This window comes from Bogoriella caseilytica, from assembly GCF_003752405.1.
In the GTDB taxonomy this organism is placed as follows: domain Bacteria; phylum Actinomycetota; class Actinomycetes; order Actinomycetales; family Actinomycetaceae; genus Allobogoriella; species Allobogoriella caseilytica.
This window is the reverse complement of record NZ_RKHK01000001.1, coordinates 1,884,806-1,905,899: the sequence shown is the minus strand read 5'-3', so window position 1 is coordinate 1,905,899 and position 21,094 is coordinate 1,884,806. Positions and strand designations below refer to the sequence as shown.

Below are 21,094 nucleotides of genomic sequence, written 5' to 3'. Positions count from 1 at the left end.
CAAACCCCTCATCACCAAGGCACAGCACGTTCCACCTTTTAGGACTGGGTTCCCTCGCGAGAGTCGGGCACACTTCTAGACGGCCGTCGAGTGGTGGAGACCGAGAGAAACTATGCCAAACGTCGCGACGGATGGACACCGATCGAATGTGACATTTCGGTAACACTCCTACTTGAGTCGCGCAAACTGTGCGATCGAACCACCTCTTAAGACCGCCGTCTAGGGCGCGCCACCGCTGCATGACATCGAGGGGCACCCCAGACCCGCACCGGAACCGACCGTCCACATCACGCCAGCGCCGGGGGCGATGGGTCGGCAGGGTAAAGAACGCCCCGCACCACGCCAACCTCACCCCAAGCCCTGCCCAACGCTGAGCAACACTCATTAGCGGGGCTAATGATGTAAGCTAACGGTATCCATGAATGAGCAGACCACCTCCCCCGACACCAGTCGCAGCAGCCCGCCCGTGACCCAGGCCGTGCCGCGCGAACGCAAGGCGGACCTCGCCACCAACATGCGCATGTCGGTGCTGCGCCTCTCACGCAAGCTGCGCAACGAGGCCACCGGCGAGATCAGCGAGTCCCAGTACTCCGTGCTGTCCGCGCTCTTTCACCTCGGCCCGATGACTGCCGGCACCCTGGCTGAGCGTGACCACGTCTCGCGCCCCTCGATGACCCGCACCGTGGGTTCCCTCGAAGAGCGTGATCTGGTCACCCGCCGTGTGGATGAGGCCGACAAGCGCCACGTGGTCGTGCAGATCACCGAGGCCGGTGCCGCCACGGTCAAGGACATCAAGCGCCGCCGCACCGCCTGGCTGGATAAACGTCTCGCCCGGCTAACACCGGCCGAGCGCCAGACCCTGACCGAGGCCGCGGAGATCATGCGCAAGGTGATCGAGCAGTGAGCCGCACCTTCTACTCCCTGCGCTTCTTCAACTACCGGCTGTGGTTCGGCGGCGCCCTCGTGGCCAACATCGGCACCTGGATGCAGCGCATCGCCCAGGACTGGCTGGTGCTCACCGTGCTCACCGCCGGCTCGGCCACCGCCGTGGGCGTGACCACCGGGCTGCAGTTCCTGCCCATTCTGCTGCTCTCGCCCTACGCCGGCCTGCTCGCCGACCGGCTGCCGCGCCGCGCGCTGCTGATGACCACTCAGGGCGGCATGGGGCTGCTCGCGCTCGCACTCGGCCTGCTGGTGCTCTCCGGCCACGCCGAACTGTGGCACGTGTACTGCTTCGCGCTGGGGCTCGGCGTCTTCTCCGCCCTGGACGCCCCGGCCCGCCAGACCTTCGTGGCCGAGATGGTCCCGCGCGAGCACCTGCCCAACGCCGTCGGCCTGAACTCCACCTCCTTCAACATCGCGCGCCTGCTCGGCCCGGCCACTGCCGGCTTCATGATCGCGGCCGTGGGAGAGGGATGGGTGTTCCTCATCAACGCCATCACCTTCGCCGGCACGATCCTGGCGCTGGCCTTCATGCGCAAGGGCGAACTGCAGCCCCTCCCCCACGCCAAGCGCGGCAAGGGGCAGGTGCGCGCCGGGATCGCCTACGTGCGCGGCCGCAGCGACATCCTCACCATCTTGCTGGTGGTGGGCGTGATCGGCGCCTTCGGCCTGAACTTCCAGCTCACCTCGGCGGTGATGGCCTCGGAGACCTTCGGGCTGGGCGCCGGGGAGTACGGCATTCTCGGCTCGGTGCTGGCCATCGGCTCTCTCTCCGGAGCACTCATGGCCGCGCGCCGTCGGCAACCACGCCTACGGGTGGTGGTGGCCGCAGCCGCGGTGTTCGGCCTGGTGATGATCCTGCAGTCGGTGGCGCCCACCTACTGGATCTACGTGGCGCTGTGCGCGCCCGTCGGCTTCCTGTCGCTGACCATGCTCACCTCGGCCAATGCCGCGGTGCAGCTCTCCACCGAGCCGACCATGCGCGGGCGGGTCATGTCGCTGTACATGATGGTGGTCATGGGTACGACGCCCATCGGCGCACCGCTCGTGGGCTGGATTGCCGAAGCCTTCGGCCCGCGCTGGGCCGTGGCCGTGGGCGGTGTGGCCTCGCTGGTGGTGGCATTGGCCGCGGGCCTGTGGGTCAAGCGGCGCCACCACATGCACATTCGTTACTCGCTGCACCGCCCCTACGTGATGGTGATCGAGGATTCCTCCGGCGAGCGCGCCGCCACCCAGCCCTCCACGAAGCCAGCCGTCTCCTCCCAGGAGTCCACCGCCACGGTGGGCACTCCCAAGCCGACCACCGGGTAGTCGTTGCCTCCAGGGTCGAGGCGATCGCCCACGAAGATCATGTCCGCGAGCGCGATACCGGTGTGCTCGGCGAGGCGCTGCATGCCGTAGGCCTTGTCGACGCCGGCGAGAGTGACATCCACCGACGTCGACCCCCCTGATCGCACCTCAAGATCCGGGATCCGGGCCGCGACGGCGTCGCGCAGGGCGTTCTTCTTCTCGCCGGTGGGGTCCCAGGCCTTCTTCTCCGGCAGTGGGGCCTGCTGCCCGAGCGCCGAGAAGGTGATCTGCGAGCCGCGGTTGTCCAGCACGTCTCCCCACGTCTGCGTCTCCCACAGTCCTAGCGCCCGGGCCTCCTCTTCCAGGGCGGTCATGGCGCGCTCGCACTGCTCTGCGGAGAGGTCGTAGGCGTAGACCTCGTCCCAGGCACCACCGGCGAAGCGCAGGTACCGAGTGCCGCAGGTGGGCATCAGGTGCAGCCGGGAGAGCTGCTCCGGCGAGGCGTCGAGGTTGCCGAGGAGCTGACTCTGGAACTGGGTGACATGCCCTCCGGAGATCACGCAGACCGGCACCAGGGCAAGCAGGCCGCGCAGCGCCGCTGCCATCCGGGGCGTGATCGCGGCCTTGGAGGCAGCGAGGGTGTCGTCGAGGTCGAAGGCGATCAGCTCGGCGTCGAAGCGGAGCAGTTCCTCCGGGGAGGCGCCGATCGGCGGGATGCTCCCGCTAGCCATCGGCGCCTTGCTCGCCCACGGTCATGTCGAGCAGGTCGAACTCAGCGACGGCCCATGGGAAGACCCAGATGAAGAGTGCGTAGACCGCAGCCAGCGCGAGGAGGAGGGCCAAGAGTGCCTTGATGGGCCACGGTCCGGGAAGGACCCGCCACAGCGCGCCGTACATCAGCTCACCTCTCTCAGGTGCTCGGGCATGGTCTGGCTGGGGGGGTACCACTCGGTCATTTCGCCATGGACGATGTAGCGCTCGGCAGTCTGGAAGAGCGGATGGCAAGTGGTCAAGGTGATGGTCCGTTCGGTGGCCTCCACGCCGGGTTCGCGCGGGACGGGAGCCAGCACATCCACCTCGTGCGGCAAGACGATGTAGGCGTCGGTGACCTCGTAGACCAGCCAGGCCTTCTCGGTCCACACCACCATGCGGTCGCCGGTCTCCAGGGAGTCCACGTGCCGGAAGGCCGCGCCATAGGACTGCCGGTGCGCCGCCAGGGCGAAGTTGCCCACCTCGCCCGGGAGCTGCGTCTCCTCGTAGTGGCCCGCATAGCCGATGTTGAGCAGATCCATGCCGACCCCCTCGGCCACCGGAATCGCGTTCTCGCCTCCCCATCGGGGCACATGCAGCGAAGCGAAGACCTCACCGGGAGCCGGTGCGTCGATGATCGGCGGATCACCCTCGCCCGGCGCGGTGGCCTCCTCGGGCAGTCCCTGGCCACGGTCGCGCAGCTCCTCCAGCGCGGCGCGCTGGGTCACGCCGGCTTCGACGTCGGTCCAATAGACCTGCCACACCACGAAGAGGCCCAGGATGATGCCAGCCGTGATCAGCAACTCGCCCAGCACACCGACCACGCGTGCGAACGGCCCGAGTTTCGGCCGCGATGTGCCGGCGCGCCGCGCCACACGACTCGGCGGGGGCGGTGGTGCGGTGGCCGGCTCAGCGGTCTCGAAGAGTGTGGCGAGACCGCCCTCATCCCGGCGGGGTGTGGTCATGCGCTCAGAATCTCATAAGGGAACGCACTTCGGGAGGGCCTTCGCTGGCGGAAGCGGCAGCTCAGAGGTCGAACTGATCCGCCACGTGCCGCATCACCTGGGCGAGCTGCTGACCGTTCTCCGGGTACCGGCCACGGTGCAAGGAGGTGGAGGCGCGATCGAGAGCCTTGATGAGGTCCTCAAGGATCGGCACCATGTCTTCCGGCTTACGGCGCTTGGCGGCTGCCACCGAGGGGGGAGCTTCGAGCACGCGCACCGAGAGGGCCGACGGTCCGCGGCGGCCATCGGCGATACCGAAGTCCACCTTGGTACCGCCCTTGAGAGCGGTGCCCTCGGGCACCGCGGAGGCGTGCAGGAAGACCTCACTGCCGTCATCGACGGTGATGAAGCCGAAGCCCTTCTCCTGGTCGTACCACTTGACCTTGCCGGTAGGCACGGGGACTGCCCTCTCTTCGAACGAACGAAGCGCCGGCTGAACAAGCCGGCGCCACTACTTCCGCACAGTGTATCCGTGCCGACCCGGCCAGGGCGAGCACAATGCCCGGATCGACGCTCGCGCCCACCGGCACCTGCACGCCCATGGCGCAGACCAACGGCGCAGACCAACGGCGCACGGGACGACCGGCTGGGCGCGTGCCCGTCGGCTCGCAGTCGTAGTGTGGGAGGGATGAGCATCGAGCCCGCCACCACCCAGCAGCTCGCCGCCGCGCTCACCGAACGCGGGAACGACTCCTTGGCAGCGCTGATGGCCGCGCGCCCCGACCTGGCCAACCCGGCGCCGTCGTCCATGACGGCGCTGGCGGCACGTGCGGCCTCTCGCCCCAGCGTGGAGCGGGCCTTGCGGGAGATGAACGCCGCTGAACTCGCTGCCGCTCGAGCGCTCACCGAAGGCGTCTCCCTGAACGGCGCCCCCGCCGGGAACGCCGGCGCGCGTGATGCCTCCACCAGCGCCCCCGGCGCCGGTGACCTCGCCAAGAGACTCACCGACCTCGCCCTGGCGGTGGACGGGCGCCCGGTCGCCGGGTTGGTCGAGGCCACCCAGACCCCGGCCTCACCGCCCGAGGTGCTCACCGGGGAACCGCCGGCCACCGCCTACCGCTCCATCACCACGGAGCAGGCCACGGACGAAGGCGTGCGGGCCGCGGCCGACACCGTGCGCCTGGTGGCAGCGCTGCTTGAGTTCTGGGAGGAGGAAGGCGCGTCCATCCTGCGCACCGGTGGCGTGGGCGTCCGCGAGGTCCGCCGCACCGCCGCAGCCCTGGGAGTGAGTGAGCCGCATTGCGCGTTCATCGTGGAACTGGCCGCCACCGCCGGGCTGCTCGGCCAGGATGACGAGCCGGTTGCCTGGGTGCCGGCTCGCCCATCGCGGGGCTGGTTGGATGACCCCCTCCCGGAACGCTGGGCCGCGCTCGCTTCCAGTTGGCCCGACTCCCCTCGGGTGGCATGGCTGGCCGGCACCCGCGAGGACGGCGCCATGCGCGCCGCACTGCAGCCCGAACTGGAACGAGCCTGGGCGGTGACGCTGCGACGCCGGGTGATGGACCTTCTCGGCGCCCTGCCCGAGGGCGCGGCACCCGATGCCGAGACCGTGCACGCACTGCTCGCGTGGGAACGACCCCGCGCCACGCCCGCCGAGCCTCACGTGCGCGCCGTGCTCGAGGAGGCCGCACGGCTCGGCATCACCGGCTCCGGTGCGCTCACTCCCCTAGGCCGGGCACTGCGCTCCGAGCACGAGGAGCCCGCCGCCCGCGAGCGCGAACTCATCGCGGCCCTGCAGTCGGCCCTGCCCGAACCGGTCGACGAGCTACTCATCCAGTCCGACCTCACCGGCATCGTCCCCGGCTGGCCCAGCCCGGAGCTGGGGGCGATCCTGGAGCGCTGCAGCGAGGTGGAGTCGCGCGGCTCCGCGCTCACCGTGCGATTCACCCCGGCCTCGATCCGCGCCGGGCTGGATGCCGGCATGGACGCCGACGGGCTGGTGTCCACCCTGAAGCAGTACTCGCGCACGCCGATACCGCAGGCGCTGGAGTACCTCGTGCATGACACCGCCCGCCGCCACGGCCAGGTACGCGTCGGCACGGCACGCAGCTACCTGCTCGCCGCCGACGCCTCGACCGCCGACCAGCTCCTGGCCGACCCAGCGCTGCGGTCGCTGAAGCTGCGCCGCATGGGCGAGCAGGTGGTGCTCTCCCCGGCAGAGCCCACCCAGGTGCTCACCGCACTGCGCGCCGCAGGGCTGGCCCCCGTGGCGGAAGGCAACGACGGTGAGGTCATGGCCGTCACCCAGCGCCGCCGGGTCCTGCCGCCAGCCGCACGCCCGGGCGCTTCCTCGGGAACCTATTCGCGCCGGCTCAACACCCAGGAACTCACCGCGATTGCGGCTCGTGCTCGCGCAGGGGAGGAACAGCGCCACCGCGATATCGCCCGGCGCACCGAGACCGGTCCTCTGGTGACTGACCCCGTGCACGCGCTCGAAGTGCTGCGCGCAGCCGCCGCGAGTGGAGATGTCGTGGAGTTGGTGATGGCCGGTTCGCTGGGCCGCTCGGAGCGACGCCGCGTACGGCCGTTGAGCGTGGAGGGCGGGCGAGTGCGCGTGGCCGACGTCGAGCGCGAGGTGGAGCTCGTGGTGGCGGTTCACCGCATCTCTGAGGTCATTGCTGAGGAGTAGGCAGATCCGCCACTCCCGGGCTTAGCTCGAACGGCCCGTCAGATGAGCGAAGCGCGCTGCGTCCAGCGCTTCACTGTGCGCGACCAGTCCCGTGAAGTCGGCGGCCACTCCCCGCAGCAGGGTCTCGATCGCCGCATAGGCTTCCTCGTCGCTGAGATGTTCGCGACCGAACTGCGCGCGGTAGTGGATCAGCGCCCCGAAGAGGTCCAGGAGTAGCTCACGATCGGTGTCGCGAAGCAGATCACCTCGATTGATCGCCCGGTCGACGGTCTCGGCCACCGCGCGGCGAGCGGGCTCGACGACCGTGTCGAGGTAGCTGCACCGCAACTCCTCGTCGCCGGCGCAGTCCACGTACAACGCGCTGAGCACGTCAGGGCGGATAGTGCGATACGCCGCCAGGAAGACGTTGAAGGCCTCCCCGAAATCACACAGCGTGCATCCCGTGTCCGGCGGCGCGGGCACGGATAGCCGCGAAGCGATGGCCGCCAGGGCCAGCGCCGGACGCCCAGGCCATCGCCGGTAGATCGCCGGGCGGGACGTGCCGGCCCGGCGGGCCACTCCCTCGAAGGTCATGGCCGCGTAACCCTGTTCGTTGAGGATCTCGAGCGTGGCCGTGAGCACGGCGTCGTCGATCGAGCGATCCCGGGGGCGGCCGACTGGCGCAGAGCGCGGGGTGGACATGACGCCCAGCCTATCGTACCGTTCCATTACGTCACGTAACGCAACTCTCTTGAGGGGGACTCCATGCCAACCGCGACCACACCGGATCTCGACGAGGCGCCGGTCACCACGCGGCCATTGCGCACACTCGTCGTCATCGGCAGCACCAGGAAGGACCGCTTCGGCACCATTCCTGCAGCGTGGATATCGGAACGAGCGACCGCGCGCACTGACCTCGACGTCGAGGTCGTCGATCTGGCCGCACTCGAGCTACCAGTGATCCTGCCGGGCGACAATCCGGAGGCTGTCGCGCCGGAGGCGGTGCGCGCGCTCGGCACCCAGATCGGCGCCGCAGACGCCGTCATCATCGTGACGCCGGTATACAACCGCGGCTATCCCGCCTCGCTGAAGAACGCAATCGACTGGTTCTACGGCGAATGGCATGCCACCCCGGTCGGCTTCGTCTCCTACGGCGGGCGCACTGGCGGCATCGAGGCGGTCGCTCAACTGCGCACCGTCTTCACCGAACTCGACACCATGACCATCCGCGACGCCCTGACCATCCCCAACTTCTGGACCGTCTTCGACGACGCGGGACGCCCCCATCAGGCCGAGCCCATGAACGCGGCAGCGACGTCCTTCCTCGACCAGCTCGCATGGTGGGCTCACGCCCTGCGCAGCGCGAAAGAGAGTGCCGACCAATGAGTGAAACCACTGTCCTGCGCGCCTCCCGGCGCACCTGGGCTGGCCTCGCGCTGCTGACCCTGCCGATGGTGATGCTGTCCACCGACTTGACGGTGCTGTTCTTCGCCATGCCGGCCATCAGCACCGATCTCAGCCCTGGCCCCACCCAAGCCTTGTGGATCGTGCACGTTTACGGCTTCCTGATCGCCGGTCTACTGATCTCTATGGGCCGGCTCGGTGACCGGATCGGCCCCAGGAAACTGCTGCTCGTCGGGGCGGCGGCCTTCGGGGTCCTGGCGGTCCTGGCGGCCTTCTCCACCAGCGCGACGATGCTCGTCGTCATCCGTGCGCTCCTGGGTATCGCCGGCGCCACCTTGATGCCCTCGCTCTTCTCGCTGCTGCGGGTGATGTTCACCGACGAGAAGCAGCGCCGCCTGGCGATCGCGATCATGATGAGCGCCTTCTCGGTTGGCGGAGCGGCCGGGCCGCTGCTGGGCGGCGTCCTTCTGGAGTTCTTCTGGTGGGGCTCCGTCTTCTTGGTCAATGTCCCGTTCATGGTGCTGCTCGTGGCCGTGGGACCATGGCTGCTTCCCGAGCGCAGTGACCTCGAAAGCGCACGGCTAGACGTCGCGAGCGTGCTGCTCTCCGTCGCCGGCATGCTTGCCGTGGTGTACGGCCTGCAGGAGATTGCGGCCGACACCGATTCGGGCGCGGGCACGGCATGGTTGCACCTCGCGATCATGGCTGCAGGGGCCGGGCTGCTCGCCTGGTTCGTGCGCCGGCAAGGACGGCTGCGGGATCCACTCTTCGATCTCTCCCTGCTGCGGGACCGCCGCATCGCCGCGCCACTGACCAGCGTGCTGCTGGTGGGCATCGGACTGGTGGGCACCTACTACCTGCTGACGCAGTTCCTGCAAGGTGTGGCCGGCTTGTCCGCGCTGCACGCCGCCTACTGGACGCTGCCCTACGTGGCGGCGAATATCGCAGGATTCCTGGCCGCACCGGCGCTGGCCGGCCGGATCCGACCGGCAATCATCGCCACCGGCGGCACGGCGATCGGCGCGCTGGGCCTGGGGTTGACTGCGGTGGCGACGAGCGCGAGCAGTTCCATCCCTTCGATCATGGGCTTGTTCGCCGTGGCCGCCGTGGGCCAAGGCATGGCCTTCGCCCTGCTCAGCGACATGATCATCTCCAGCGCGCCCGCAGAGCGCGCCGGATCTGCGGCCGCGGCACAAGAGGTCAGCGGAGAACTCGGGACCGCGGCCGGCATCGCGATCGGCGGAGCGATCGGGCTCCTGGTCTATCGCACCCAGCTCGCTCGAACCATGCCCGACGGCGTCCCGGACTCCGAGCGCGAGTCGGCCCTCAACGGCATCCACACCGTCCCCTCCGAGGGCGCGGACGACCTGCTGCGCGCTGCTCAGGATGCCTTCGCCGCGGGTGTCGCGACCTTCGCATGGGTCGCTGCCGCACTGATGGCGGTCAGCGCAATCTTCCTGGGATGGACTCTGGTGCGCGCCCCACGGCAACCGGCTCCGGTTCGTCGAAGATGACCGAGCCGCCGCACACCCCGGTGTCGGGCAGGGCCAGCTCCACGCGGCGCGGCACCCAGGTGACCGTGGTGCTCAGGTCGCGCCGGGCCATCCGGGCCAGAGCCAGCAGAGCGGTGACAGCCGAGTGCCCGGAGCCGATCACCACGGTGTGCTGACCCTCAAAACCCTGGCGGTCGCGGAAGTCCGGGATGCGGTAGGACAGCACGTCGCCGGCCTGCTTCTCCCCCAGGGCCGGCAGGCCACCGGCGCCAGGAGAGTTCGGGCTCTGCCAGGTGCCGGAGGCATCGATCACCGCGCGAGCGTCCATCCGGTACTCGCCGTCGGCGGACCGCACGTGCACGGTGAAGGGCTGCTCAGCGCGGCCGGCGTCCGCCAGACGGTCGCGGCCGCGGCGGGAGACCCCCCACTACCTCGGATCCGTAGCGCACCCGCTCGCCCAAGGCAGTGGCCAGCGGGGCGCGGTAGTGCTCGATCCACTGCGCGCCGGTGGGGTGACCCTCTTCCGGGGCGGACCACCCGGTGGCTTCGAGCAGGCGGGCCGAGGCTGCGTCGATCACGACAACGGGCAATCCACTCATCGGGCACTCCTCCACGCATCATCTGCGATCTCACCGGGCCGGTGTGGCTCTCCCAGCCGACGGTCTCCCACCACATGAAGCTGCTCGTCGACGCGGGCCTGGCCAGCCGGGAGCAGCGCGGCGAACGGGCCTATTTCCGCGTGGTGCCCGAAGCACCCGAGCAGGCCTCCCGCGCCCTGCATCCGTGAACGGCGGACGTCGACAGGGTGGCAGGGCCGTGGGGTACGTGACTTCGCCCCACATTCTGGACGACGAGACGCCACAATGGTCGGATGCCCGACGGCCCCCTGATCGTCCAGTCCGACAAGTCCCTCCTTCTTGAGGTCGACCACCCCCAGGCGCAGGAAGCGCGTCGCTCCATCGCGCCCTTCGCCGAGCTCGAGCGCGCCCCCGAGCACGTGCACACCTACCGCCTCACCCCGCTGGGGCTGTGGAATGCGCGCGCCGCCGGTCACGACGCCGAGCAGGTGGTCGACGCGCTCGTGCGCTTCTCCCGCTACCCGGTACCGCACTCCCTGCTGGTCGACGTGGCCGAGACCATGGACCGCTACGGCCGGCTCCAGCTCGTCAAGCACCCCACGCACGGCCTGGTGCTGCACGCACTCGACAAGCCAGTGCTCGAGGAGGTGCTGCGCTCCAAGCGCACCGCCGGCATGCTCGGTGAGCGCCTGGACGACGAAGACGTCGTCGTCCACCCCTCCGAGCGCGGCCGGCTCAAGCAGGCGCTGGTTAAGCTCGGCTGGCCGGCCGAGGACCTGGCCGGCTACGTCGACGGCGAGGCCCACCCCATCGAGCTGGACACCGCCGGCACCTCGGACCCCTCCGCGGACGGCGCACCCCGCCCCTGGCAGTTGCGTCCCTACCAGGAGGAGGCCGTGGACACCTTCTGGCACGGCGGCTCCGGCGTGGTCGTGCTGCCCTGTGGCGCCGGCAAGACCCTCGTCGGTGCCGGGGCGATGGCACGCTCGAAGACCACCACGCTGATCCTGGTGACCAACACCGTCTCGGCCCGGCAGTGGCGCGAGGAACTGCTGCGCCGCACCTCGCTGACCGAGGACGAGATCGGTGAGTACTCCGGCTCCCGCAAGGACGTCCGGCCGGTCACGATCGCCACGTACCAGGTGCTCACCACCAAGCGGAAAGGCGTCTACACCCACCTCGAGCTACTGGACGGCAACGACTGGGGCCTGGTGCTCTACGACGAGGTGCACCTGCTCCCGGCGCCGATCTTCCGGATGACGGCGGATCTCCAGGCCCGACGTCGCCTCGGGCTGACCGCCACCCTCGTGCGCGAGGACGGCCGGGAGGACGAGGTCTTCTCGCTCATCGGCCCCAAGCGCTATGACGCCCCGTGGAAGGACATCGAAGCCCAGGGCTGGATCGCGCCCGCGATCTGCACCGAGGTGCGCCTGACCCAGCCGGAGAGCGACCGGCTGGTCTATGCCACCGCCGAACCGGAGGATCGCTATCGCCTGGCCGCGAGCGCGCCCGGCAAGACCCGCGTGGTGCGGCAGATCCTGGCCAAGCATCCCGGCGAGCAGACCCTGGTGATCGGGCAGTACATCGACCAGCTCGAAGAGCTCGCCGAAGGCCTGGGGGCGCCGCTGATCACCGGCAAGACTCCGGTGAACGAGCGCCAGCAGCTCTTCGCGGCTTTCCGGACCGGGGAGATCTCGGTGCTCGTGGTCTCCAAGGTCGCGAACTTCTCCATCGACCTTCCCGAGGCGGCGCTGGCCGTGCAGGTCTCGGGGTCCTTCGGCTCGCGCCAGGAGGAGGCTCAGCGGCTCGGGCGGCTCATGCGGCCCAAGCAGGACGGGCGCACCGCGAACTTCTACACCGTGGTCACCCGTGACACCGTGGACCAGGACTTTGCCGCGCACCGCCAGCGTTTCCTGGCCGAGCAGGGCTACGCGTACACGATCGTCGACGCCGAGGATCTGGTGCCGGCCGCGGACTGAGGGGTGCCCTGGTGGGGCCAGGCTCCCGAACGCGCGGGGCGAGGCATCCGTGTCAGGGTGGGGTGATGATGCGACGACTCATCGCGGGCTCCGCCGGCCTGCTCCTGATCCTGTCTGCCTGCGCCGGCCCGGACGACGGTGAGGAGACGCCCCCCACGCCGGAGCCGACCACGCCGTCCCCCACCGACGGCACGGACGATGTCGACCAGGATGACGGCGGCGAGGACGCCGATGGCGCCGCACCGGACGAGGGGGCGGGCGGCGATGGCGATGGCGATGGCGATGGCACCGAGGATGGCGCTGGTGAGGCGGCCCGCACCGACGTCCCGCCCGACGTGATGCTCTCGGCCGAGGCACTCGGCGGCGCCGAGCCCCGCGACGAGGACGACGCGGTGGTGCCGTGGCGACTTCCTGAAGCCTGCGAGATGGCCGCCCCCGCAGCAGAGTCCATGCGGACCGTGGTGCAGGGCAGCGGTGAACTCGAGGCCCAGGTCGGCGTGCACCAGACGGCAGTCTTTGCAGACGCCGGCGCAGCCACAGCCGCCGCCGACGAGCTGATCGCTGCGCTGAACGCCTGTGAAGACGCCGAGACCGAGTCCACGGCCTACCTCGTGGAGCCGATAGATGTCGGCGCGCAGGGGCATGGTCTGATCACCGACTTCTACGGCGCTATCGAGGGTGGCGAGGAGGTCGAGGCGGTGATGGGAACCTACCTGGCGATGACCCGGCGCGGCAGCGTTGTCACCCTGGTGTCCGCCGAGGGAGGCGAGGGCATCGTCGACACCACACGGGTCGACGTCGTGGAGCGACTCGGCGCCGCGTGGGACCTGCTCTGCGGGTACACCGACGAAGGCTGCTGAGCGCGCACCCTGGCCCACCCCGGTCGGGCACCCTCACGCCGGGAGGATGTAGGCGACGGCGTCAAGCTCGGCCGCCACGCGCCCCTCGCCCACGCGCGGCGCACCGCCGTCGACGGGTTCGATCGGGTGCACGCCGACCAGGCCGGCGCGCTGGCCGGCGGTCACCACGACGTCGCCGGCGACCGCCATGTGCCGGGGCAGGTCCACGGTGTGCACCTCCTGCACGATCTCGAAGGACTCGCCCTGCGCGCGCAGCACCGAGAAGGAGTCCGCGCCGCGCACGCCCACCAGCAAGTGCTGCTCATCCAGGGCCAGCACATGCGAGAGCTGGTGGGCCGGGCCGTCGGTGCGACCGGGCAAGGTGGCCGCCGCAGAGATCGTGGTCGGGCCGCCCAGCCAGCTCACCGAGGCGACCTCACCGCTGAGCTCACCGGTGACCACCACGGCGTCCTGGCAGTCGAGCATGTGGCGCGGGCCGAAGCCGGCGGGCATGGGGATGCGCGTCGCTCCCGCTTCGGGCCGTCCGCCGTCCAGCCGGTGCAACCACAGCGAGTCCGTGCCCAGATCCGCCACCAGGAGATGCGCTCCGTCCGGACTGATCAGCGTGGAGTGCGCATGCGGGGCATCCTGGCGTTCTGGGTCCGGGCCCGCCCCCTCGTATCCGAGCCGCACGGTGTCGCCATCGGGGGCACCATCGGGCCCGAGCAGCACGGCGGCCGCGCCTCCGCCCACGTAGTTCGCCACGTACAGCCAACGACCGTCGGTGGACACCTCCAGATGGCAGGGCGCGGCACCCACGGCCACGGGTGCGCCAAGCGGGCTGAGTGCGCCGCCATCGCTGATCCGGAAGGCACTGACAGCGCCCTCGTCGACCTCGGAGTTCGCATAGAGGACCGCGGCGCTGGGGTGGCGCGCCAGGAAGGAGACGTCCTCGAGCTCAGCACGCTGCTCCAGGCCGGAGATCACACCACCGTCGAGTCGCGCGCTCCAGATGCCGCCGTTGTCGCCGCCACTGCCGAGCCAGAGTGAAGTCATGACACCATCGTGGCCGATGATCGCCAGGGCACCACCCGAGTGACCGCAGAGCAGCCCCGTCGGCGATCGCGGCCCCGTGGGTGATCGCGCCCCCTGGACCGTTCCGATACGGGTCGAGCTTGGGGATGCGGCGAGTAAGCTCACGCCATGTCCGACGTCGCACCGCTCGAAACTTCTCCCGGAACCGCCCTCCCCGCTGCCGAGGCGGCCCCGAGCCGAACAGGGACGGCCCAGACCTACCTGCTCATCGATGGCGAGAACATCGACGCGACGCTCGGGATGAGCGTGCTGGCCCGGCGCCCGGCTCCCGAGGAGCGGCCGCGCTGGGACCGGGTACGGGAGTTCGCCGGCAGCGTGTGGGACAACTCGGCGCGGGGCCTGTTCTTCCTCAACGCCACCTCGGGCCACATGCCGATGAGCTTCGTACAGGCTCTGCTCGCCATGGACTACCAGCCCATTCCGCTGGCCGGCACCAGCGAGCAGAAGGTCGTCGACATCGGTATCCAGCGCACTGCGCAGGCGATCCTGCACCAGAGCGAGGGCGATGTTCTGCTGGCCTCGCACGACGGCGACTACCTCGAAGAACTCGAAGGCCTGCTCGACGCCGGGCGGCGCGTGGGCGTGATCTGCTTCCGCGAGTTCCTCAACGCCGAGGTGGCTGCCCTCACCGAGCGCGGGCTGAAGATCTACGACCTCGAAGACGACCTCAAGGCCTTCAACTCCGTGCTGCCGCGCGTGCGGATCATCCCGCTGGAGTCCTTCGACCCAGCCCGCTACCTGTAAGCCCCGGGCGCTCGGCGCCGTCGGGCCTCGCGGGGGCGGCGGGCTTCCCGGCGCCGTCGGGCCTCGCGGGGGCGGCGGGGGACGGCTCAGGCGAAGACGACGGTGCGGTTGCCGTCGACGAACACGCGGTCCTCAGCGTGCCAGGCGACGGCGCGGGCGAGCACGCGGCGCTCGATGTCGGCGCCGGTGCGGGCGAGATCGGTGGCGCTGTAGGCGTGGGTCACGCGCTCGACGTCCTGCTCGATGATCGGGCCCTCATCGAGATCCTCGGTGACGTAGTGCGCGGTGGCGCCGATCAGCTTCACTCCACGCTCCTTGGCCCGCTGGTAGGGCCCGGCGCCCATGAAGGCTGGCAGGAAGGAGTGGTGGATGTTGATCACCGGCACACCCACAGCCTGGAGGAAGTTCCCGGAGAGGATCTGCATGTAGCGGGCCAGCACCACCAGGTCGACCTGCCCGCGCAGGAGCTCGAGCTGTGCTGCCTCGGCCTCAGCCTTGGTCTCGCGGGTGACCGGCACATGATGGAAGGGGACCCCGAAGTTCCCCACCTGTGCCGCGAGATCGGTGTGGTTCGAGATCACCATGGTGGTCTCGGTGGCGAGCTCGCCGCGCTGCTCTCGCCACAGCAGGTCCATCAGGCAGTGGTCGGCGCGCGAGGCCAGGATCGCCACACGCGCTCGGCTGCCCGCTTCGGCCAACCGCCAGGTCATGTTCAAGGGCCGCAAGGTGTGCTCCAGCGCTGCCTCCAGGGCGGCCCGGCGCTCGCTGAGTTCAGGGAGGTGGAACTCGGCGCGCTGGAAGAACCGGCCACCCTCGGCGTCGGTGGAGTGCTGATCCAGGGCCGTGATGTTGCCGCCCTGCTCGTTCAGCACCCGTGAGACGGCGGCGACGATGCCGGACCGGTCGGCTCCGGACACCATGATCCGGGCGTGCTCACCTGGCACGCGCGCTCCGGCCTGGCCGGGCGCCGGTGTTCCAGCGGCAAGAGGCGGGGTAGTGGTCATCGCGCCATTGTGGGTCACGCCCGTGGACGACGGCGAACCCGTCCGCACCGCGAACCGCCGCCCCCGCCATCCTGCCGAGGGGAGAAACGCCCTCCGGATGCGGGCTGGCTGCCGGGCGCTACCGTTGTTTCAGGCTGGCTCAACGAAGCGCCAGCCGCACCTCTCCCTCACCTTCCCCTTGTCTCACCGCACTGCCACTGTTACCGTCCATTTAGTTCGGGCACTAGATGTAACGCCTCGATCAATACGGCACCACCACGATCAGCCATCACAAGGGAGTGACCATGGCCGATGTTCTGTCCGCAACCCTGCCGCCTCCGCGCGACTGCGCCGGGCCGCCATCGGCAGCCCCACCCACACCGGCGGGCGCCCGGCGGACCTCAGCTGAAAGGACCGGCCCATGCGAGGACGCATGACGCGCCGGATCACCGCGGCGCTCACCGCCGCCGTCCTGCTGGCCCTGGCGGCCTGCAGTGGCGCGGGCGGGCCGCAGGAGATCCGCTTCACCTTCAGCAAGCGCGAGGCCATCTCCTTCATGAACGACGTCGTCGCGGAGTACAACCAGTCGCAGGATCAGGTGCGGGTGGTCATGGACACCTCCGGCGTCGACGTCGTCTCCGCGAGCTTCGTGCGCGGGAACCCGCCCGACCTCATGCTCGCGAACTACAACTTCGAGGTGGCCCGCTTCGTGCAGCGCTGCGCACTCATCGACCTCTCCGAGACCGAGGCCGCCTCGCTCATGCGCGATGACCTGCAGCCGCTGATGGACCAGTACGGCGTGTGCGAAGGCCGCACCCCGGCGCTGCCGTACTCGGTGATGGCGGCCTCGGTCATCTACAACAAGGAGATCTTCGCCGAACACGACCTCGAGGTCCCGCAGACCTGGAGTGAACTGCTCGAGGTGGCGGACACGCTCCAGGAGGCGGGCGTCGATCCCTTCTACGGCACCTTCGCCGACCCGTGGACCATCAACCAGGGATGGTTCGACTACACCGTGGGCGGCTCCCTCGACGTGCTCGAGTTCTTCGATCGCCTGGCCGAGCAGGGCACCGACGTCGGTCCGGACTCGCCCGTCTCCTTCCAGCAGGACTTCCTGGAGCCGGTGGAGAAGATGGTCTACCTCGCGCAGAACTACACCAACTCCGACGCCGGCAGCCGCACCTATGACGCCGGCAACGTGGCCTTCGCCAACGGCGCGGCCGCCATGTACCTGCAGGGCCCATGGGCCCTGGGCGAGATCGCCCTGACCTCACCGGACCTGGAAGTGGGCAGCTTCCCGCTGCCGATGACCGAGGACCCCGAGGATCTCCGCGTGCGGGTGAACATGGACCTCGCTGCCATGATCCCCGAGGGCGCGGACCATCCCGAGGAGGCGCTCGACTTCCTGGAGTACCTCTTCCAGCCCGAGATCATCACCGCCTACAACGAGTCGCAGCTCGGCTTCGTGCCCCAGGAGGACGGCGCCGAACCCACTGATCCCCGCGTCGAGGGAATGATCGAGTACTACGAGCAGGGCCAGGTGTACCAGGGACCCGGCGTGCTCATCCCTGCGGCCATCCCGAATGAGAACTACGCCCAGGCCATCATCCTGGGCGCCGATCCCGCCACCCAGCTGGCCGTCATGGATGAGGACTGGGCACGCGTCGTCTTCCGCGAGCCGGCCCCCGCTCGCCAAACCGAGGAGGACCGGCGATGACCACCACCGCATCGAAGCCGGCGTCCGCGCCGGAGACCACCGCCCCGGACCGCCCCCAGCAGAAGCGGCAGAAGGTCGAACCGCTGTACTACCTGTTCCTCTTCCCCGCCGTCGTCCTGTTCTCGCTGGCGATCACGGTTCCGGCAATCGTGGGGATCTTCTTCAGCTTCACCGACTCGATCGGCATCGGTGAGTGGCAGTTCAGCGGCTTCACCAACTACATCGCCGCCTTCAGCGATCCCGCGATCCTCTCCAGCTTCCTGTTCACCTTCGGCTTCTCACTCGCCACCGTCATCGTGGTGAACGTGCTGGCCTTCCTGCTCGCGGTGGGGCTGACCGCCCGCATCCGGTTCAAGACCGGGCTGCGCGCGATCTTCGTGATCCCGATGGTCGTGTCCGGCATCATCATCGCCTACGTCTTCCAGTTCCTCTTCCAGAACTCCCTGCCCGCGGTCGGCGGGGCGCTCGGCATCGGGCCGCTGGAGACCTCGCTGCTGGCCAACCCGGATCTTGCCTGGGTGGCGATCGTGATCGTCACCGCCTGGCAGGCGATCCCCGGTGCGCTGCTCATCTACATCGCCGGGCTGCTCTCCATCCCGAGCGAGGTCTACGAGGCCGGTGACATCGACGGCGCCAGCAAGCGCCAGCAACTGTTCCGGATCACGCTGCCGCTGGTCTCGGGGTACGTGGTCATCAACGTGATCCTGGGCTTCAAGAACTTCCTGAACGCCTACGACATCATCGTCGGCCTCACCGAGGGCGGCCCGGGTACCTCCACCCGAAGCATCGCGATGACCATCATCTCCGGGTTCAACTCCGGCGACTACAGCTACCAGATGGCCACCGCGACCCTGTTCTTCATCGTCGTGGTCATCATCGCCATCCTGCAGTTGCTGGCGACGCGCGGAAGGAGCTCGTTCTGATGTCCTCCACCAACACGGCCCCCAGCCTCAGCACCGCCACCGTCACCGGCGGCAAGTCCGGCAAGGCCCCGGGCGACCACCTCGACAAGCCCACCCGCCGCAAGAAGCCGCGAGACAAGCCGGAGCGGGTGAACTGGGGCACCACGATCGTCCTGTTCCTGTGCACCGTGACCGTGCTGCTCCCGCTGTACGTGACGATCATGATGGCCTTCAAGACCTCGTCGCAGTCGGTGGACGGCAACGCTTTCTCCGTGCCGACGCCGATCAGCGTGCAGGGCTTCATCGACGCCTGGCAGCTCACGGACGCCCCGGTCGGCTTCGCCATCTCGGTGTTCGTGACTGCGGGAACCGTGATCATCACGATCCTCGTGGCCTCGGCGGCGTCCTTCGCGATCATCCGGAACTGGCACAAGCGGCTCTTCAAGTGGTCGTTCTTCTACCTGCTGGGCGCGATGTTCATCCCCTTCCCGGTGGTGGCGCTGCCGCAGATCCAGCTCACCGGCCGGCTCGGGCTGGACAATCCGATTGGCGTGGTGCTGCTGGCCAGCATGTTCCAGCTCAGCTTCAGCGTGCTGCTGTTCACCGCCTTCCTGCGCTCGATCCCGATGGAACTGGAGGAGAGCGCGCGCATCGACGGCGCCTCCACCTGGCAGGTGTTCTGGCGGCTGGTCTTCCCGCTGCTGGCACCGATGAGCGCCACGGTGGGCATCTTCGCCTTCCTCTACGCGTGGAACGACTTCATGATGCCTTCGCTCATCATCTCCGATCCCGCACTACAGACCCTGCCGGTGCGGCAGAACCTGTTCCAGACCCAGTTCAGCAGCAACTACAACGTCGCCTTCGCTTCGTACCTGATGGCGATGGCGCCCGCGATCATCGCCTACCTGTTCGCGCAGCGCTGGGTGATGGAGGGCGTCACCCAGGGTGCCGTCAAGGGCTGAGCGACGCCGCGTCCGCACATCCCGGGCCGCGCACGGCCCCATCCTCCGATTCACCGATCACCATCACCCCCAAGGAGCACCATGACCTCGGCCGCGCCCGCGACCCACTCCCCCCAAGCCGACACCGCAGAGTGGTGGCGGCAGGCGGTGGTGTACCAGATCTACCCGCGTAGTTTCGCCGACGCCAACGGCGACGGCCTCGGTGACATCGCCGGCGTCACCAGCCGCGTGGACTACCTCGACAGGCTCAGCATCAACGCCGTGTGGCTCTCGCCCTTCTACCCCTCCGAACTGGCCGACGGCGGCTACGACGTGGCCGACTACCGCGACGTCGATCCGCGCCTGGGCACGTTGGAGGACTTCGACACGATGGTCAGCACCCTGCACGCCCGCGACATCAAGGTGGTGGTCGACATCGTGCCGAACCACTCCTCGGACCAGCACGCCTGGTTCCAGGCCGCGCTGGCCGCCGGGCCCGGATCACCGGAGCGGGAGCGCTACATCTTCCGTGAGGGCAAGGGGCCCGACGGCGCCGAACCGCCCACGGACTGGATCGCGGCCTTCGGCGGCCCGGCCTGGACCCGCGTGCCCGACGGCCAGTGGTACCTGCACCACTTCGCCCCGGAGCAGCCGGACTTCAACTGGGACCACCCCGAGGTGCGCGAGGACTTCCTCACCACCTTGCGGTTCTGGTCCGATCGCGGCGTGGACGGCTTCCGGATCGACGTCGCGCACATGCTCACCAAGGACCTCACCGAGCCGCTGCCCTCCAAGGACGAGCTCGCGCTCATCCCCCAAGACGGCAACCACCCCACCCTGGACCGCGACGACGTCCACGACATCTACGCCGAGTGGCGCGCCGTGTTCAACGAGTACGACCCGCCGCGCACCGCCGTGGCCGAGGCCTGGGTGGACCGCTCGCGCGTGCCGCTGTACGCCCGCCCGGAGAGCCTGGGTCAGTCCTTCAACTTCGATCTGCTGCTGGCCGACTTCGACGCCGGGCAGTTCCGGGAGGTCGTGACTGACAACCTGGAGCTGGCCGCGCGGTCGGGCTCATCCAGCACGTGGGTGCTCTCCAACCACGACGTGGTCCGTCACCCCACCCGCTACGGCCTGCCTCGCCCCGAGCGCCTGGAGAACGGACGCCCGGCGGAGCGCCACGGCCAGGCGTGGCTTCGCTCCGGCGGCACCGAGGCACTCGACCGCAGGGGTGGCCGACGCCGCGGGAACGCGGCCACGCTGTTCCTGCTGGGTTTGCCCGGTTCGGCGTACCTGTACCAGGGCGAGGAGCTCGGCCTGCACGAGGTCGCCGAGATCGAGCCCGGACGGCGACAGGACCCCACTTTCTTCCGCACCGAGGGTGAGGAGATCGGCCGTGACGGCTGCCGGGTGCCGCTGCCGTGGCGCGCCGAGGGAGCCTCGCTCGGCTTCGGTAACGGCCACGCCGCACCGCACCTGCCGCAACCGGCGTGGATGGCCGCGGAGGCCGTGGAGCGCCAGGAAGTGGACCCCGCCTCGACGCTGTCGCTGTACCGCCGCGCCCTGGCGCTGCGCGCGCAGTGGCAGACCGGCGAGGAGCTGGAGTGGCTGGAGACCGGCCGTGAGGATGTGCTGCGCTTCCGCCGGCCGAACGGCTGGCAGGTGGTGACGAACTTCTCCGGCGAGCCCTACCCCCTGGAGGGCGAGACGATCGCACTGTCCAGCGCCGGCCCCACAGCCTCCGACGGCGTGGTGGCGCCAGAATCCACGGTCTGGATCGCGCCGCCGGACGACCAGGGCGCCTGACCCGGCACCTCCGGTGGGC

General features: G+C 69.4%; 21 protein-coding genes and 1 pseudogene. 13 read left to right on the top strand and 9 right to left on the bottom strand.

The features are described from left to right. The first annotated feature begins 418 nt into the window (after positions 1-418). A complete protein-coding gene (locus EDD31_RS08495) occupies positions 419-904 on the top strand; it encodes a MarR family winged helix-turn-helix transcriptional regulator (protein ID WP_123303766.1) in 486 nt (161 codons plus the stop codon). Further along, positions 901-2,163, top strand: a pseudogene (locus EDD31_RS08490) (MFS transporter); the annotation flags it as partial. The gene EDD31_RS08495 and the pseudogene EDD31_RS08490, both read left to right, overlap by 4 nt. On the opposite strand, the gene EDD31_RS08485 reads toward EDD31_RS08490, so the two are convergent. The 4 genes from EDD31_RS08485 to EDD31_RS15080 form a co-directional block, all read right to left on the bottom strand. Next, on the bottom strand, positions 2,130-2,963 hold the full coding sequence (locus tag EDD31_RS08485; protein WP_123303765.1) for an HAD-IIB family hydrolase: 834 nt from the start codon (positions 2,961-2,963) through the stop codon (positions 2,130-2,132). The pseudogene EDD31_RS08490 and the gene EDD31_RS08485 overlap by 34 nt on opposite strands. After that, the gene (locus EDD31_RS14775; protein WP_170163248.1) at positions 2,956-3,129 is read right to left on the bottom strand and encodes a hypothetical protein; all 174 of its coding nucleotides are present in this window, start codon (positions 3,127-3,129) and stop codon (positions 2,956-2,958) included. Before EDD31_RS14775 ends, EDD31_RS08485 begins: the two co-directional genes overlap by 8 nt. Further along, entirely contained in the window at positions 3,129-3,947 is an 819-nt protein-coding gene (locus EDD31_RS08480; protein WP_123303764.1) for a class E sortase, read from the bottom strand. Before EDD31_RS08480 ends, EDD31_RS14775 begins: the two co-directional genes overlap by 1 nt. 61 nt (positions 3,948-4,008) lie before the next feature. Then, positions 4,009-4,383: a cold-shock protein gene (locus tag EDD31_RS15080; protein ID WP_123303763.1), complete on the bottom strand. Its 375-nt coding sequence runs from the start codon at positions 4,381-4,383 to the stop codon at positions 4,009-4,011. 231 nt (positions 4,384-4,614) lie between these two features. Here EDD31_RS15080 and EDD31_RS08470 point away from each other — a divergent pair, with 231 nt between their 5' ends. After that, positions 4,615-6,615 (top strand): helicase-associated domain-containing protein, encoded by a 2,001-nt coding sequence (locus EDD31_RS08470; protein ID WP_123303762.1) that lies wholly within the window; start codon positions 4,615-4,617, stop codon positions 6,613-6,615. A gap of 21 nt (positions 6,616-6,636) precedes the next feature. On the opposite strand, the gene EDD31_RS08465 is transcribed toward EDD31_RS08470, so the two are convergent. Beyond that, positions 6,637-7,296 (bottom strand): TetR/AcrR family transcriptional regulator, encoded by a 660-nt coding sequence (locus tag EDD31_RS08465; protein ID WP_123303761.1) that lies wholly within the window; start codon positions 7,294-7,296, stop codon positions 6,637-6,639. A 63-nt stretch (positions 7,297-7,359) separates the two neighbouring features. Between EDD31_RS08465 and EDD31_RS08460 the strand changes: the two genes are divergently transcribed. Together EDD31_RS08460 and EDD31_RS08455 are read left to right on the top strand one after the other, a co-directional pair. After that, entirely contained in the window at positions 7,360-7,980 is a 621-nt protein-coding gene (locus tag EDD31_RS08460; protein WP_123303760.1) for an NADPH-dependent FMN reductase, read from the top strand. Beyond that, the gene (locus tag EDD31_RS08455) at positions 7,977-9,512 is read left to right on the top strand and encodes an MFS transporter (RefSeq protein WP_123303759.1); all 1,536 of its coding nucleotides are present in this window, start codon (positions 7,977-7,979) and stop codon (positions 9,510-9,512) included. The genes EDD31_RS08460 and EDD31_RS08455 overlap by 4 nt, the downstream gene beginning before the upstream one ends. Here the strand turns inward: EDD31_RS08455 and EDD31_RS15000 are convergent. Together EDD31_RS15000 and EDD31_RS14995 are read right to left on the bottom strand one after the other, a co-directional pair. Then, a complete protein-coding gene (locus EDD31_RS15000) occupies positions 9,442-9,852 on the bottom strand; it encodes an NAD(P)-binding domain-containing protein (protein WP_245991076.1) in 411 nt (136 codons plus the stop codon). The genes EDD31_RS08455 and EDD31_RS15000 overlap by 71 nt on opposite strands. A gap of 13 nt (positions 9,853-9,865) precedes the next feature. Further along, complete coding sequence (locus EDD31_RS14995; RefSeq protein ID WP_245991372.1) at positions 9,866-10,090, bottom strand: hypothetical protein; 225 nt, start codon at positions 10,088-10,090, stop codon at positions 9,866-9,868. Here EDD31_RS14995 and EDD31_RS08445 point away from each other — a divergent pair. The 3 genes from EDD31_RS08445 (at position 10,057) to EDD31_RS08435 (ending at position 12,908) form a co-directional block, all read left to right on the top strand. Then, on the top strand, positions 10,057-10,278 hold the full coding sequence (locus EDD31_RS08445; protein ID WP_123303758.1) for an ArsR family transcriptional regulator: 222 nt from the start codon (positions 10,057-10,059) through the stop codon (positions 10,276-10,278). The genes EDD31_RS14995 and EDD31_RS08445 overlap by 34 nt on opposite strands. 84 nt (positions 10,279-10,362) lie before the next feature. Next, positions 10,363-12,048: a DNA repair helicase XPB gene (locus EDD31_RS08440; protein ID WP_123303757.1), complete on the top strand. Its 1,686-nt coding sequence runs from the start codon at positions 10,363-10,365 to the stop codon at positions 12,046-12,048. 65 nt (positions 12,049-12,113) lie between these two features. Then, on the top strand, positions 12,114-12,908 hold the full coding sequence (locus tag EDD31_RS08435; protein ID WP_123303756.1) for a hypothetical protein: 795 nt from the start codon (positions 12,114-12,116) through the stop codon (positions 12,906-12,908). A 33-nt stretch (positions 12,909-12,941) separates the two neighbouring features. On the opposite strand, the gene EDD31_RS08430 is transcribed toward EDD31_RS08435, so the two are convergent. Continuing rightward, positions 12,942-13,943: a lactonase family protein gene (locus tag EDD31_RS08430; RefSeq protein WP_123303755.1), complete on the bottom strand. Its 1,002-nt coding sequence runs from the start codon at positions 13,941-13,943 to the stop codon at positions 12,942-12,944. Positions 13,944-14,222: 279 nt separating this feature from the next. Here EDD31_RS08430 and EDD31_RS08425 point away from each other — a divergent pair, with 279 nt between their 5' ends. Then, positions 14,223-14,726 carry an NYN domain-containing protein gene (locus EDD31_RS08425; RefSeq protein WP_123305341.1) on the top strand — a complete coding sequence of 168 codons (504 nt, stop codon included), beginning with the start codon at positions 14,223-14,225 and terminating at the stop codon, positions 14,724-14,726. A gap of 86 nt (positions 14,727-14,812) precedes the next feature. Here EDD31_RS08425 and purU read toward each other — a convergent pair whose 3' ends face one another. Then, a complete protein-coding gene (purU, locus tag EDD31_RS08420; protein ID WP_123303754.1) occupies positions 14,813-15,730 on the bottom strand; it encodes a formyltetrahydrofolate deformylase in 918 nt (305 codons plus the stop codon). A gap of 400 nt (positions 15,731-16,130) precedes the next feature. On the opposite strand from purU, the gene EDD31_RS08415 reads away from it, so the two are divergent. The 4 genes from EDD31_RS08415 to EDD31_RS08400 all read left to right on the top strand — a co-directional run bounded on the left by EDD31_RS08415 (position 16,131) and on the right by EDD31_RS08400 (position 21,075). Then, positions 16,131-17,426 (top strand): ABC transporter substrate-binding protein, encoded by a 1,296-nt coding sequence (locus tag EDD31_RS08415; RefSeq protein WP_245991074.1) that lies wholly within the window; start codon positions 16,131-16,133, stop codon positions 17,424-17,426. Then, positions 17,423-18,349, top strand: coding sequence for a carbohydrate ABC transporter permease (locus tag EDD31_RS08410; protein ID WP_123303752.1), 927 nt, complete (start codon positions 17,423-17,425; stop codon positions 18,347-18,349). The genes EDD31_RS08415 and EDD31_RS08410 overlap by 4 nt, the downstream gene beginning before the upstream one ends. Continuing rightward, a complete protein-coding gene (locus tag EDD31_RS08405) occupies positions 18,349-19,290 on the top strand; it encodes a carbohydrate ABC transporter permease (protein WP_123303751.1) in 942 nt (313 codons plus the stop codon). The genes EDD31_RS08410 and EDD31_RS08405 overlap by 1 nt, the downstream gene beginning before the upstream one ends. Before the next feature lie 81 nt (positions 19,291-19,371). Continuing rightward, complete coding sequence (locus EDD31_RS08400) at positions 19,372-21,075, top strand: glycoside hydrolase family 13 protein (protein WP_123303750.1); 1,704 nt, start codon at positions 19,372-19,374, stop codon at positions 21,073-21,075. Positions 21,076-21,094: the final 19 nt, after the last annotated feature.